Annotated in this window: 10 protein-coding genes; 1 reads left to right on the forward strand and 9 read right to left on the reverse strand. The window is 63.8% G+C overall.

Going from position 1 to position 14,105, the window contains the following annotated elements:
• Nucleotides 1–16: 16 nt before the first annotated feature.
• The 6 genes from DPQ65_RS00095 to DPQ65_RS00120 form a co-directional block, all read right to left on the reverse strand.
• Nucleotides 17–1,573, reverse strand: a complete 1,557-nt coding sequence (locus DPQ65_RS00095) for a class I adenylate-forming enzyme family protein (RefSeq protein ID WP_114905354.1) — start codon at nucleotides 1,571–1,573, stop codon at nucleotides 17–19.
• Nucleotides 1,570–2,400 (reverse strand): enoyl-CoA hydratase-related protein, encoded by an 831-nt coding sequence (locus tag DPQ65_RS00100; RefSeq protein WP_114905355.1) that lies wholly within the window; start codon nucleotides 2,398–2,400, stop codon nucleotides 1,570–1,572. The genes DPQ65_RS00095 and DPQ65_RS00100 overlap by 4 nt, the downstream gene beginning before the upstream one ends.
• A gap of 4 nt (nucleotides 2,401–2,404) precedes the next feature.
• Nucleotides 2,405–3,994: an AMP-binding protein gene (locus tag DPQ65_RS00105; protein WP_162801920.1), complete on the reverse strand. Its 1,590-nt coding sequence runs from the start codon at nucleotides 3,992–3,994 to the stop codon at nucleotides 2,405–2,407.
• A gap of 26 nt (nucleotides 3,995–4,020) precedes the next feature.
• Nucleotides 4,021–5,151 (reverse strand): TRAP transporter substrate-binding protein DctP, encoded by a 1,131-nt coding sequence (dctP, locus tag DPQ65_RS00110; protein ID WP_114905357.1) that lies wholly within the window; start codon nucleotides 5,149–5,151, stop codon nucleotides 4,021–4,023.
• Between the two features lie 354 nt (nucleotides 5,152–5,505).
• Complete coding sequence (locus tag DPQ65_RS00115; protein ID WP_114905358.1) at nucleotides 5,506–6,486, reverse strand: IS5 family transposase; 981 nt, start codon at nucleotides 6,484–6,486, stop codon at nucleotides 5,506–5,508.
• A 476-nt stretch (nucleotides 6,487–6,962) separates the two neighbouring features.
• Nucleotides 6,963–7,604, reverse strand: a complete 642-nt coding sequence (locus DPQ65_RS00120) for a TetR/AcrR family transcriptional regulator (RefSeq protein ID WP_114905359.1) — start codon at nucleotides 7,602–7,604, stop codon at nucleotides 6,963–6,965.
• Nucleotides 7,605–7,973: 369 nt separating this feature from the next.
• Here DPQ65_RS00120 and DPQ65_RS00125 point away from each other — a divergent pair, with 369 nt between their 5' ends.
• The gene (locus DPQ65_RS00125; protein WP_114905360.1) at nucleotides 7,974–8,777 is read left to right on the forward strand and encodes a tyrosine-protein phosphatase; all 804 of its coding nucleotides are present in this window, start codon (nucleotides 7,974–7,976) and stop codon (nucleotides 8,775–8,777) included.
• Here the strand turns inward: DPQ65_RS00125 and DPQ65_RS00130 are convergent.
• The 3 genes from DPQ65_RS00130 to DPQ65_RS00145 all read right to left on the reverse strand — a co-directional run bounded on the left by DPQ65_RS00130 (nucleotide 8,740) and on the right by DPQ65_RS00145 (nucleotide 14,105).
• On the reverse strand, nucleotides 8,740–9,018 hold the full coding sequence (locus DPQ65_RS00130) for a hypothetical protein (protein WP_162801921.1): 279 nt from the start codon (nucleotides 9,016–9,018) through the stop codon (nucleotides 8,740–8,742). The two genes, DPQ65_RS00125 and DPQ65_RS00130, sit on opposite strands and share 38 nt — an antisense overlap.
• A gap of 810 nt (nucleotides 9,019–9,828) precedes the next feature.
• A complete protein-coding gene (locus DPQ65_RS00140; RefSeq protein WP_114905363.1) occupies nucleotides 9,829–10,500 on the reverse strand; it encodes a hypothetical protein in 672 nt (223 codons plus the stop codon).
• Nucleotides 10,497–14,105, reverse strand: a complete 3,609-nt coding sequence (locus DPQ65_RS00145) for a peptidoglycan DD-metalloendopeptidase family protein (RefSeq protein WP_114905364.1) — start codon at nucleotides 14,103–14,105, stop codon at nucleotides 10,497–10,499. The genes DPQ65_RS00140 and DPQ65_RS00145 overlap by 4 nt, the downstream gene beginning before the upstream one ends.

The raw sequence follows: 14,105 nt of genomic DNA on the forward strand, positions 1-14,105 counted from the left end.
CGGGCGCGCCGAGCAGTCACAACGTCACCCCTAAGGCCCTCGAGACCGCCGCTTCCGCGAGGACCCGCCTGTCGATCTTCCCTGTTGAGTTCGTCGGGAGTTCTTTGACCACTGAGATTTCGTCGGGGTTCTTGTACATCGGCAACTGTTCGGTTAAGAAGCGGCGCAACGACTCGACATCGAAGGTCGCGGGGTCATCGGCACGCAGCCAGGCATGACCACGCTCGCCAAGCACCGGATCTGGAACCCCGACCACGACTCCCTGCGTTACCCCTGGATAGCGCAGCAAGACAGCCTCGACCTCAGCAGGAAACACGTTGAATCCACCCCGGATGTAGACGTCTTTGATGCGTCCGCGCAACCTGTAGACGCCGTCTCTTGTCGGATACACTAGGTCGCCACTCGAAATCCAGCCCTCATTGTCGCCGATGGACGACATTTCTCCGTTCTCTAGGAGGTAGCCAAGCGCAGGGACATCAGCCTGGACTAGCAGTTCTAACGGCGAGTCCCTATCTTTCGAACTTAATGGGCGTGTAGTCGCCGCGTAGCCCTTCGAGGCGGCACCCAAAATTTGAGTGAGACTCGGAAGATCCATTCCTTCAGGCGAAAGCAGAACCGTGCCTGGGCATTCCGACATTCCCAGGCCGGCACGGACCTCGGCGCCAGTAACTTCGTGAGCGCGCTCGACGACTCCGGCGTGTATCGGCGCCCCTGATATCACTACGACGCGTGGCCGACTTTCCGACTGAAGTCGGAGGTTGGCACGATCGATCAACTCGACCATGGTTGGCACGAGCATAACGACCTGCGCCGGCGCGAGTGCTGCCGAGGCCTCGAAGGACTCGGCGGAGAAGCGGTCCAGTGCGACCAGGGGGGAACCCGCTACCAAGGCCGTCAGCATGGTGACCGTGACCGCGCCTGCGTGACTCAACGGGAGGGTTGCCATGATCGGGTCGGGCCGACCGTGCATCACGTCACGGTAATAGCACCTGGCGCCGTGCATCAGTGAGGCTTCTGCGTGTACCACGGCCTTGGGTTGCCCCGTGCTGCCCGAAGTGAAGCCGACCAATGCGGCCTGAGCGGGGACTGGGACCTGCGTCCGCGTCTGGGAACCGGCCCGGCAGACATGAGCGACCTGACCTTCGCGCGTCAGGTGCAGCACTGCAGCGACAACGGTCTCGCATTCGCTGGCCCGTTGCATTGCCCCGTCCTCATCCAGCACGACGACGGCGAGGTCAACGCCGACAAAGTCAGCCATGCGGTTGAGCTGGGCCGTGGGCGTGGCTGCTGCGGCTGGCACCACGAGCCGGCCGGACATTCGGATTCCATAGAAGGCGACTAGATAGCCGACACTATTGGAACCCACCAACAGAACTGGGCCTGAACGTGCTGCGGCCACGTCGATGGCCTTGGATACCTGCTCGGCGCGTTGGTGCAGTTCACCCCAAGTGAGCCTTCCGGCTTGGGACAGCACAGCCGAGCCGAGCGGGTTTTCTGTGGCGCGTCGGAGCAAAAGCTGCACAATTTCGCTCTCGGAGGGCGAGGGCTTCGGCGCCCCGGAACTGCGTGTCATCGCTGTTCCTCGGGAGCGATAGCACCGCGTCCCTCAGCCCGCAACCGATGTACGGCAGCTAGCGTGGCCTCCGACCGCATCGTGAGGCCCTCGGCCATCACAGACTGTTCGAATGCGGTCACACCGACATGCATCCACTGGTTGAGCGCCTTCTTGGTCGTGCGAATCGCGAGTTGGGGGCCGTCCGCCAGCCTGTGCGCGATCTCCAGCGCGCACTCCAGAGATCTCCCGGTCGGCACTACCTCAGTGACCAAGCCCGCGGCCAACGCATCCTCAGCTGCAATCCAGTCGCCGGTCAACAGGAACCTCTTCGCGCGGATCAGGCCGACTGATAGCGGCCATGCGATCACTCCACCGTCACCGGCAGCTAGCGCTGCGCGAATGTGGCCGTCCGCGATGCGGGCGTGCTCCTCCATGATAATGAAGTCACACATCAAACCGAATGCCGCCCCAGCGCCCATCGCGACACCGTTTACCGCCGCTACCACTGGCTTGGTCAGTTGGATATGGGCGTGGATCATGTCGCTCGCCTCGTCGAGTAGTTGCGTGAGGTCCTCCTCGGGTCCAGTGTTCATCCGCTCGATAAGGTCGATGTCACCCCCCACGGAGAACGCTCGTCCCTTGCCCGTGACAACAGCGACATTCAAATTCGGGTCGAGTTGTAGGTTACGCAGAAAGCGCGCAAGCTCCTCGTGGTCAGCCTCGGCGCAAGCATTGAGCTTGTCTGGTCGATTAAAGGAGGCAACAGCGACCGAACCCTGGATCTCGATATCAAGGAAACTGAACTCAGACGGCTTAAGCACCAAGACTCTCTCTTTCTCTGGCATCGGGTCACCGACGACCGACTGTTTGCTCCATCTCGGCAAGGACTGCGCCGCCGTCCCACGCGGCGGCTCGGACCTTCGCGCTACGGAGGCCCGCTTTGAGCACGCGTCGTGAGGCGTTGCGGGGCAAATCCTCGGTGGTCAAGATATACCGCGGCACTGCGAAGTAGGGGAGCCGCGGATACAGATACCTCAGGAGTTCGGCTGGCCGAGGCGCACCACCCCTATGGTGCTCGACGACTACCATTACCTCGTCCTCACCCAACTCCGAAGGCACCGCGACGACTGCACAGTCCACGACTCCTGGGTACTCGCGGACCGCGGCCTCGACTTCGGTGCTGGAGATATTCTCTCCACGCCGACGGATGGCGTCAGAGCGTCGGTCCACGAATCTGAGGTAATCGTCTCCGTCCATCGAACCCAGATCACCGGTGTGGAACCAGAAGTTGCGGCAGGCTTTGACGGTCGCGGAAGGGTCCCCCCAGTAGCCGGAGAATCCGAGGAACGCGGATCTGGGCCTGACAACGATCTGTCCCACTTCGCCCGCCGGAAGTTCGGCGTCGTTCTCGTCGACGACACGGACGTCGTAACCGTTAACTGGGAGTCCACACGAACCAGGCCGTCGGGTCCGAAGATCCATCGCGGTAACCGTGGCGCATTCCGTGAGTCCGTAGGCCTCAACCAGCGGGACCCCGGTCCTTTCTTCAAACTCCAACCAGTCGCGTTCGGCAGCGCCGGCGCCCATGCCCAGCCGTAAAGAGTGTTGCGGCACCGTACTTGGCCAGGTCCGCAGCAGAATCGCCAGCACGGAGGAGTGATAATTGAAAATGGTGACGTCGTTGTCGCTTACTTGCGACCAGAACGCGCTGGCGCTGAACGTGGATGCAAGGACGGCTCGACATCCCGTGATCAAGGGTGGTATCGCGGTCAGAAACTGTGCGTTCACATGGAACAGTGGCAGAGGGTTGAACAGGGTGTCCGTTGACGTGCACTCGGTATGGCGGACCCAGTTCTCGGCAGTGGTACGGATGTACTGGTGGCTGGCCATCACACCCTTGGGCCGCCCGGTGGTGCCCGAAGTGAAAAGGATCGCGGCTGTTTCGCTAAATGAAGACTGTTCTTGACGCTGGCCCTGGTTACGACCCCAGGCCACCGCCTCAGCGTATGCCATCGTGTTACTTGGGCCGCCCTCGTCCACTAGCAAGACGTCTGTCGGCGGAAATTCTGTACCAGCCGCGAGGACAGCTTGCCAGCCCGCCAAGTCAGTTACTAGCACCCGGGGCGTGGTGAGAGTCAGTTGATGGGCTAGGGCAGCTCCGCGCAGGTAGACGTTGAGGGGCACCTCGATTGCGCCTAGCCTATTGGTAGCGAACCACGTGACAAGGAATTCAAAGCGATTGGGCAACAGAATAGCCACTCGATCACCGCTACGAACTTCTCGTTTTGTCAACCAGGCAGCCAGGGCGTCCACCTCGGAGTCGGTTTCACCGAAGGTGGCGGCACGCCCGCCCAGGAACCGTACGTACTCGGCGTTTGTGCGCTTCCTGGCCTGCTCACGCAGTAAGCCGGACAGCACTGTTCCTGAGTTCGGCGTCACGCCGTCGTGGGTGTCACTGTTTTGAGTCATGACCCTGACGCACACTGCTGCATGCCGCTGACGTAATCGCTGTCTGCTGCGTACTGCTCAACTGCCGCAACGTACTCGTCGTAGAACGCTTGGGCAGTTTCAGCGGTTGTCCCGGCAGCCTCCACGTCGGCCTTCCAGCCATCGATCACCTTCTGCTGAGCGATGTCCTTCCATTCGCTCACTTCGTCGTCCGAGAAGGCCGTGACATTGACTCCCGATTCTTGTGCGCGTTCACAAGCGGACGCTTCATTCATTGTTAGTAATGACATGGCCTCTTCGTAATAGGCGTCCGCCTGCTCCTCCAGAGCGGTTTGCTGCACCGCAGACAACGAATTCCAGCGGTCGAGGTTAATCACCGTGGCTGAGGATGCATAAAGTCCCACACCCGTATCTGTGATGTTGTTGCGTAGTTCATGAAAACCGAGGTCGATGGTGAGGTCGAAGAGAATTCCCGACCAGCCGTCGACTAGGTTCCGCTGCAGCGCGTCGTGGACTTGGTCCAATGGCAGGAAAACAAGTTCGGCACCAAGCAACTGCTCGGCCTCAGCCACGCGTCCGACACCGCGGATCGTGAGGCCCTCGTAGTCCTGAGGCTCATCTAGCGGGTCCGCCGTACCGGTTGAGGCGGGACCGACAGGGATGAAGTGGAGGACGTGCACGCCTTGGGCCTCAAACTCGGCGCGGAAGTCCTCGTTCGACTCGTAAAGGTCGTCGAAGGCACGGATGGCCGCGCCTGGATCGTCACTCACGAACGGGATGTCAGCCACTGTCCAAAGTGGTAGTTGGTCTGCCACGTAACCGTCGGTGATGTACCCCAGGTCTGCGCGGCCGTCCTTGACCCCATCAAGGGTGTCTTGTATGGACAGCAAGGATCCCCCTTCAAACATTTCGATCTCCACAGACCCGTCACTGTCGCTCACCGCCTCATCCACCCAGAACTGGAGTCCTTGCCCAATCGAGGACTGCGCGGCGATGCCGCTGGCGTACTGCAGCGAAACTGGCTCGGAGGCCTCCTCACTATCTCCGTTGCCACTGCTCGTCTCGCCTCCCGAGCCGCATGCTGTCAGCAGGACGGATGCGGCGCACGTCGTGGCCAGGGCCCACTTGCCATGGTGTTGTCTACTCATCTCACCAATCTCCTAACGGGCGTTCGTATGTAGAGGACACCACCTCGCACCGGCTGTGTCAAGTCAAACCACTGCTGAAAGTGAAACCGCGAGCTCAGGGCCGCGAGCGATGACCAGCTTGGTGTGCCACGAACAGTGGGGCCCGACATGTCGGCAGTGGGTGTTGCGGACTGCGCAGTGCGGCGAAGGAAGGAAGGTCCTAGGGAAGCGCTGATCAAGTCGCGATTCTGGCCGTGAAGGGCCTGTCGTGGTCTGGGAGTTGCTCAGCGGGCTGGGGAGGGGCCTGTTTTCCTGCCCTCTGGCCCCGGTTTCGGGGCTGGTGGGCGGATTCCCGGCAGGCTGGCGCCTGGGCCTTCACCCGGTCAGGGCGACAGCACGGGCGCGCATCAGCCAATTCGCTGAGGCGAACAGCACGTTCAGGTGGTTGAGGTTCTTGGCGATGCCGCGGTATCGGGTCTTGGTGAACCCGAAGTCTCGTTTGATGACCAGGAACGGGTGCTCGACCTTGGCCCGCACCCCGGCCTGAACTGACTGGGGCGCCCGGTCCGGTTCGGGCATCGCCTTGAGCACCCCTTTGCGTGCCGCGACCCGGAACTCGACCTTCGACAAGCGCTCGTCCTCGGTGATCTCCGGACGGTTCGCGATGCCCTGGTAGCCAGCATCGGTGTACACCACCTGGTCATCGGGCCGTAGCAGGCGCACCGTCTCGTCCAGGTCATGCACGTTCGCGGCCGTCGCAGTGACCGAGTGGACGTACCCGGTGCCGGCGTCGACACCGATGTGGGCCTTCATGCCGAAGTACCACTGGTTGCCTTTCTTCGTCTGGTGCATCTGCGGGTCCCGCGTACCGGTCGCGTTCTTCGTCGAAGACGGTGCGGCGATGATCGTGGCATCCACGATCGACCCGCCCCGCATGACCCACCCCTGAGCGTCGAAGATCTCGTTCTGATCGGCAAACAGCTTCGCGCCCAGGTCGTGCTCCTCCAGCAGGTGCCGGAAGTGCAGCAACGTGGTCGCGTCCGGGACCTGCTCGAAGGCGAAGTCCAAAGCCATGAACTTCCGCATCGCGTACGAGTCGTAGATCGCCTCCTCCACGCCCTCATCCGACAGCGAGAACCACGCCTGCAGCAGGTACATCCGCAGCATCGTCTCCACCGGCTTGGCCTTGCGCCCCTTCTTCCCCGGCCGGTCGGCGTAATAGTGCGGCTCGATCAACGCCACCCACCGTGCCCACGGGATGACCGCGTCCATCGACTCCAAGAACTTCTCCCGGCGCAAGACCCGCCGACGGTTGCCGTACTCAATGTCAGTGAACGAAGGCTGCTCGCTACGCATGCCCCATCCTCTCCAACCAGTCACCCTCCCTCACGACGCCACATGGTCCCCGACCGAGCTAGAAAATCAATGATTCCCTAGCGCATTCCACGAGCGGAACGAACCTGAGCGTCCCTCGATGGATCCCGCCTGGCGCCCCTAGAAATTGGTCGCGGCGCTGTAGACCGGCGGCCGTAGGCCGTGAATGCTAGCGCCCAGCCCAACCTCCGGTAGGCGAACACGTCCTACCTGCTGAGGTGCAGGTGACCTCCCTGTCCGTGGCCATGGGACCGGTGTGTCGGTCCCAACCTGAGCCGCCCCCGGGGATGCGCTCGAGGTCTTCGACCACCGCCGAGCAGGTTCCACCGGAGGACGTATGAAGAAGTCGAACATGGAAGATCATCGAAATCCTTGAGTCGTTGCCGCCACCGAGAGTCTGCACTCGGCCGCGCAGCTGGCCGGGGTGAACCTCAGATCGAGGGGCGGTCGACCGCCACTCAAAGATTCCTCAATTGCTCACGAGGAGCTGCCTCCAGAGGTTTCAAGCCCAGCAGACGTGCAGCCATGCTGGCGTAGGCGGCACCGATCTCAGCGACGCTAATGGGCCCTTCCGGCCTAAACCAGGAAGCGATCGACATTCCCATTTGGAGAATGGCGTACGAATACAACCGGGGGTTATCGATGTCAGTGAGACCCTCGTCAAGGGCCTGCTCGAGGAGTCGACGGAACCGCAACTCATAATCGTTCCGCCACTCGTTAGCTACGTTGTAGTGAATGGGAGAAAGACTCGCCATCTGCGTGTTCGAGATGTGGGCATGCCGATGATGCTCGGCATGGAATTCGGCGTGAATTTGCACATACTTGAGGATTCGTTCTTCAAGTGCCTGGTTATCGTCGTTACCATCGGTCTGCATACGGTCTAGCGTGCCCATCGCCTCCTGGTAGATCTCCCATAGGAGTTCTTCCTTCGACTTATAATGACTGTAGATACTCGCAGGCTGGATCCCGACCGCGCGTGCCAAGTCGCGCATGGAGGTGCCCTCATAGCCGACTTCACCAAACAGACGGCAGGCGGTTTCCACGATCATGTTCTGGGTGCCGCTCTCGCGGCGGCCGCGGGCGTTGTTCGTGGTGGTCACTGATCCCCCTTTCCGACGAACGATCGTCCGTAAGTATGGCGGTGACCGATAGCCGAGTCAAATGCGGTCAGCGCCATCGGCTGTCGGGGACGACGCGCACCCGTCCTCGATCGCAGTGGTGCTTGCCCTGGCCTAAGATAGTGGTCAAGCAGGCAGACTGGTGTCTGGGCGCCGGGCTCAGTTGCTCGGACCCGCACACGGTCGGACGGGCGATCTCCGACCATGCGCACCCCGACGCCGAGCTGGTTCTGACCGCGGGAACGGTCGCTCAGTTGCCCGCCGCTATGCCGAGTTGGCCCTCACCATGATGGGTGTCGCCACCAACGACCCTGCCGCCAATGTCCTCATCGCGAAGGAGTCGCACGGACTATGATCGCCCACCCAATCCCCTCCGCGCCGCTGCCGATCGAGGGCACCTACAACTTCCGCGAGGTCGGTGGCTACCCCGTGACCGGAGGTGGAATGACCCGGGCTGGCGCGCTCTATCGCTCAGACGCACTTGCCGGACTGACTGAGGCCGGACGGAAGGCCCTCGCTGCCCTGGGCCTGCGTCGGATCCTGGACCTCCGCAGCAGCCCTGAACGCGCGGTGAACGCGAGTGCGGTAGATGGCCTGGGGATGGACGTACAGCACCACCCGATCCTCAAGGCAGCCGCTCCCCAGACGGAGACCCACCGGAGCCATTCGCTGGAAACGCTCTACCGCCTGATGATCGAGCGGCGAGGCAAGCACCTGACCGCCGCGCTGCGCGCCATGGCCGGCGCTGAGGGCCCAGTCTTAGTGCATTGCACGGCGGGGAAGGACCGCACGGGCGTCTTGGTAGCCCTCGCCCTGGAGGCGGTCGGCGTGGAACGGGATGCGGTTGTCGAGGACTACGCCGCGACCGAGCATAACCTGGCCGGTGAGTGGAGCACGCGCATGTTGGCAGGAGTCAGCGACTGGACCATCGGCGAGGAGGACATCCGAGCCATCGTCACCACAAGCCCAGCGCCGGTCATGGCCGGGCTGCTCGGCCACCTCGACGAGCAGTATGGCGGTGCGCGCACCTACTTCCTGGCCCACGGCATGCGCCAGGACGAACTCGAGACCCTCCGCGTAGCTCTGACCACCATCGGGACTCGCGAATCCTCGGCCCTCAGACGTTGCGCCGGTGTTGCCGCCAGCCGATCTTGAAGAAGGCCTCGGTGATCTGACCGAGTAAAAAGACCACTGCTGCGTCCACGAGCACAGCGAAGAAGTTGTCGCCGACCATGCCTGACGCCCTGAGCCGCGTCAGGTCTGAGCAGCCACCATGCAGCGTCCTTGCGTCCTCCATGATGGCGATAAAGACGCCAAAGTGCCGACCTCGCCCGTCGATCTCGGTCCGCTCGCACGACGCGCCGCTGGGTGAGAATCGCGAAGGTCCCGAACTCATTATGAGATGCGCCCTCAGCCCGAGGAAGTCCTCGTCACTTCGGCAGTCCGCTCTCGCCGCAACGGTTCTCAGCACCTCAATCTAGGTCCTGAAGGCCCAGATCGTGGGAGTAGGCCCTGGTGATAGTTCAAACCAGATCAAGGGTGCGGCCGACTCCGGGCACCTGTTGGCTGTTGAAGTGCGTACCTATACCTTGATTGAACTCCATCCCATGCCACTCATGACCTTCAGGTCCACCTGCGTCGACCGTGACGTATGAGGTACGTCTGGGCCCCAGGCGGGCCGCCCAGGGAATCTCGTGCGACGCCGCGCCGGGTCGACGCTTCACGGTTTGGCCGCGGACCCGGGTTGCGACTCGCTCTGCGCCAGTTGAGAGAGTTGAGTGGCTATGTGCGCGTCGCGGCCTTGGGCTGCGTGCTGGTAACGCAGAGCAGCCTGGGGGGTGGAGTGGCCGATCCGGGCCATGAGTTCGGCCAAGGTGGCGCCGGTGCTTGAATCGGGATCAAGTTCCACCAGGCGAAAACCCTTCTACCAATTTCGCCCTCTGGGTACACCACACCGGCCAGTTGGCCAATATTTTGCGGGCGCTGCCGTGTGAATCAAGTTCAGAAGGCCGCCTGCACCGCAGTTGGCGAGAAAAAAGGGGGCGGTCAATGCGGTGACAATGAGTCGTTTCACGGTGCAGCATTACCACACAGGTCATGGGCATCTTGCAACTGGGTCGCGGAAAATTTCAGCCGGATCACCAGTGCCCATGGATTGGCCAGGTTGAAACGCCGTGTGGCACGAAGACCAGACTCTCACTTCCTGCTATGGCTCGTGGATTTCGCCTGTGGTGGTGTCCACGGTGTGTCCGTCGATGAGGCGCAGTTGCGGCTGGGTCTCTCCGTCGGGCTCGGTGGGCTGTGTGCGCAGGAGGGCGGCGTCACGCTCGAAAGCGTCCACACGTTTGGCGTGGTCTTTGGCGTACCGATTGTAGCGGCTGCGGGCGGGCCATACCTTGTGGTCCTCCTCGCACATGGTGCGTACCCGTGCCTTGAACCGGTCGGTGAAGGCCGGAAGGGTGAAGTGTTGCCACTCCTCGAGGGGATCGCTGGTCAGCGCGGTGCCGGCCCGGTATCTCAGGTCGGCCAGGACCGGAATCTCGTGTACGAGGTGGGGGTGCAGTACCCAGCACGGCGGGATGGTGGTGCTGGTCTCCCAGACGTGCTCGGTGTTGATCCAGTCCACGACCTGCTCGAGCCACTTCCATAGTTCTGTTCGCAGCCTCGGGGTGGTCACTGTGGCGGGTATCCAGGGCCGCGGGAGTTCGTCGAGGTTGCCCAACGCTTTGCGGTCGGAGTCGTCGCCGTTTATCGCTTTGTCGAGTTCGCGGTAGACCGTGAGCAGGCCCCTGCCGGGGCTCGGGAAGGGCAGGGCCAGGGGCAGGGGCAGCCGCTTCGCGGCCTTGACGTCTAACGGTTGGGTGTCATGGGTTGTCATCGTTGCTCCAGAGTGTCGCGGGCCAGGTTGTGTCGCCGTGCCTCGGCCAGGGCCGCGGTGGTACGGGCTTCGGCGGTGATGGTCATGCCCTGGTGGTGTGTCAGCTGGTCGCGCAGTCGGGCCTGGTCGGCGAGGAGCCGTTTGCCCTCTTTTCCGTCGATGCACCGGTTCAGTCGGGCGATGATGGGCTTACCGTTCTCGGCGACCACGAGGGCGTGCCGTTCGGTGAGTTGTCGGATCTCTGGGCCGGTGAGGATCGGTATGTCTTCTGCGGAGACGTTGCGGCCGCCGCGTGCCCCGGTGTGCCACTGGGTGCGGCTGATCCGGACCTTGCCGACCAGATCGCTCATTTCCTGGTTGAACTGGACGTCTTTGGAACCGCCGAACAGGACGAGGTTGTTGGTCAGGCCGAGAACTGCGCGGGCTTCCTGCTGGCCAAAGATGGCGTCGAGTTGTGCTCGGGTCTGCGCGGCCCAGATGAAGGAGAGCCCGAGGGCTCGCTCGTTGGCCATGCGGGTACGCAGGGTCGGTAGCGGCGCGGTGGAGGGCAGCTCATCGAGGCAGGCCAGCATGGGTGGGCAGAGCCGACCCCACCGAGAGTGTTGGGCTGAGGCCAGGGCGGTGTCCAGGACATGCTCGGCCAGCGCCGTCATCAACGGGGAGGCGGAGGCGTAGGGGTCTTCGCGGCCGAGGAGGTAGATGGTCCCGCCCTGGGCAATGACCTGCGCGATGTCGGTGGGTTGCCGGTCGGGGCCGGGGACGCAGCGGCGACGGATGTGCTCCTGGAAGAACAGGGACATGGCCTGTTGCACGGTCGTGATGGTGTTCCCGGCTGTGCGGTGGTCGCCGTGCAGGGCGCCGTGGAGCAGCCCGTGCCAGAACTGCGCGGCGTGTGGATGCTCGCGCAGAATCTCCTCCGGCTCGGCCGTGTTCAACGGGTTGGCGACCCAGGCCAGGAGGTCGTCGAGGTCGCGACCGGTGAGGGCGGCCGCGTGGAAGTAGGCCTGAATGACTTTCGCGGCCTCGGCCGCGTAGAACCGGGCGGCCTGGTCCCCGGTGCCGACGTCTACCGCTCCTTTGATGGTGCCGGCGGTGAAGGCTTTGGCTCGGCGTTCGGCGACCATCGGATCAACGCACCCGTCGATGGGGTCCCACAGCAGTTCGGGCAGGCCGGGGACAAGCCCGAACGGGTCCAGCACCGCACATGGCCGGTCCTGCTGTGAGCGGGCGGTGAACGTCAGCAGCAGGTCGTCGGGTTTGGTGAGGGTGACCAGCGCTGCGCCTGGGGCGTCGAGCAGGGCGGGGGTGAGCAGGTCAAGGGTCTTACCGGATCCTTGGGGTCCGATGACGCCGGCAGTCCGGTCCCACGGCACCCACAGCTGTGTGCCGCGTGGCTCGCGGGCGCGCCCCAGGTGCCACCCGACGTCGCGGGGATCGAAGGGCCGTGCGCGACGGGTGACGCTGTCCAGACTGGGTTTCCTCATGAGGTTGCCTCGGTGGTGTGTCGGTCTCGGCCGTACAGGTCGGGCCGGACGATGGCTCTGCCCTTGCGCAAGCGTCGCTCCCCAAGCAGCTCGATCGCTTCGGCCTTGGACGCCATTCCCCGCAGTCGCCACGGTCCCCACCGTTGCAGCGCAAGACCGATGATCACGCTCGATAGGGTCAGCATGAAGACCTCGGCAAGGACCACCCACGTGAGGAGGGCGCGGGGGCTGGCGAGGGTAGTCGGTCGCGGGTTCAGTCCGGCGCCGGCGTCCCCGGTGAGCAGCCCGCCGAGACTGCCGAATAGCGCTTCGCTGGGCGGCAGGGTCGGTCCGGCACCGGCGAACAGGTTGGCGATCGCGCGGCCGCCGTGGGCGCCGAGGACCAAGGCCAGTGCGACGGCGCACAGGACGCCGAGGGGGATCTCCCAGGTGAGGGGGTAGGGGTTGCGTCTGCGCTCTCTCTGCACGGTGTCTCTCCTTGGGCGGCTTGTCCTGTTGGTGGCCTAAAGCCCCCGCGGCGTCCGCGGACAGACTCACGCCGAGAAGTTCTCCGGGTGCGGGTTCTCCGGGGACGTCTTTGATCGACCCGATGCGCCAGATCTCGAAGATGTTGTTGTCGAGGTACTCGGCGTAGGAGAAGTGCCCGACGCCCAGGGCCGGGTTGGCAGCTTCCAGGGTCGTCATCGTCTCGGGGTCCCAGACGAAAGCGACGTGACCGACGGTGTTCGGCCCCAGATAGGAGTCGTAGAAGATCAGGTCGCCGGGTTGGGCCTCCTTGGCCGTCACCTGGAAACCATTGCCCAGGGCCAGCCAGTCCCGTTGGGCTTGAGCGGTCCGTGGTGAAGTGATGCCGATCTGTGCCAGAGAGGTCATCACCAGGGAGGAGCAGTCCCAGGCGTGCGGCCCGGTGGCTCCGAGAATGTAGTCGTCGCCGACCTGGGCCGCGGCGAACTCGAGCATGGCCTGGACCCGTTCGTCGTCGATCGGCGGCATCCCGGGGTTGCCGATGCCACCCGGCCCACAGTCGATGGGCTCGGCAATGACCATGCCGCCGCCGTACGCCGCGGCGTAGTAGAGGACATCGTTGACATACCAGTGAGCGTGGTTGTAGGCGAACAGTGCCTCCCGCACGCCTTCGGGACCGTTCGTTACCCCGGACGCCACCAGATAGTTCGCGGCCGAGTAGATGCTGTCGGCGTCGTTACCGATATCGGCCTTGCCATCACCATCGCCATCAACGCCGTAGTCCGCGAAGGTGGCCGGCATGAACTGCATCAGCCCCTGGGCCCCAGCCTCGGACTCAGCCGTGTTGCGACCGTGGTTGGTCTCTTCCATCCCGACCCCCGCCAGCAGCGCCCACGGCAGGTTGTACTCGGCGGCCGCGGCCCGGTACAGCTCCTCAATCTCCAACGGCATGGGGGTCGGGGGGTTGACCAGGGAGTCCTGGCGCGGCTCCCCCGGTGGCGGCAGTTCGAACCCGACGCCCCCTTCCCCGTCCGCCGGTAGCTGGGGGGCCGGGAGTTCACCAGGCGGTGGGGTGGGTGGTACCTCGGCGCCGTTCAGTGGTGCCCCCCGCGAGAGCATGAACGGTGCCGGGTCAACCGCCTCCCCGTCGATCCTGACCTCGAAGTGCAGGTGGTTGCCCGTGCTGGCACCGGTTGAGCCCTCGGTGCCGACCAGTTGACCGGAATGGACCTGCGCCCCCACGGCCAGCTCGCTGGGCTGGGCCAGGTGCAGGTACCGGGTGGTGATGCCACCGGCGTGCTCGATGGCAACCCGGTTCCCCCCGGAGTCGGACCAGCTCACGTCGCTGACCCGTCCGGCCGCTGCCGCCACGACCGGCCCAGGGCCTGGCTGGGAGACCAGGTCGATCCCGGCGTGCAGGCGCCATTCCTCATAGACCGGGTGGTAACGCTTCCCGAAGCCGGAGGTGACGGTGTACGCCTGTTGGAAGGGTGGGCGCCAACCACCGGTGGGCGGCACCACACCCTCGCAATACTGGGTACGCCATTCCTCACCGGATGCCGGGGCCACCACGGTTGAAAGCACCAGGATCAACCCCAGCGGCACGCCGAACAACACCGCGACCACGACGGTTGCCAGACCGGCTGTCTTGCTCAC

It is taken from the genome of Ornithinimicrobium murale, from assembly GCF_003352835.1.
GTDB classification, from domain to species: domain Bacteria; phylum Actinomycetota; class Actinomycetes; order Actinomycetales; family Dermatophilaceae; genus Ornithinicoccus; species Ornithinicoccus muralis.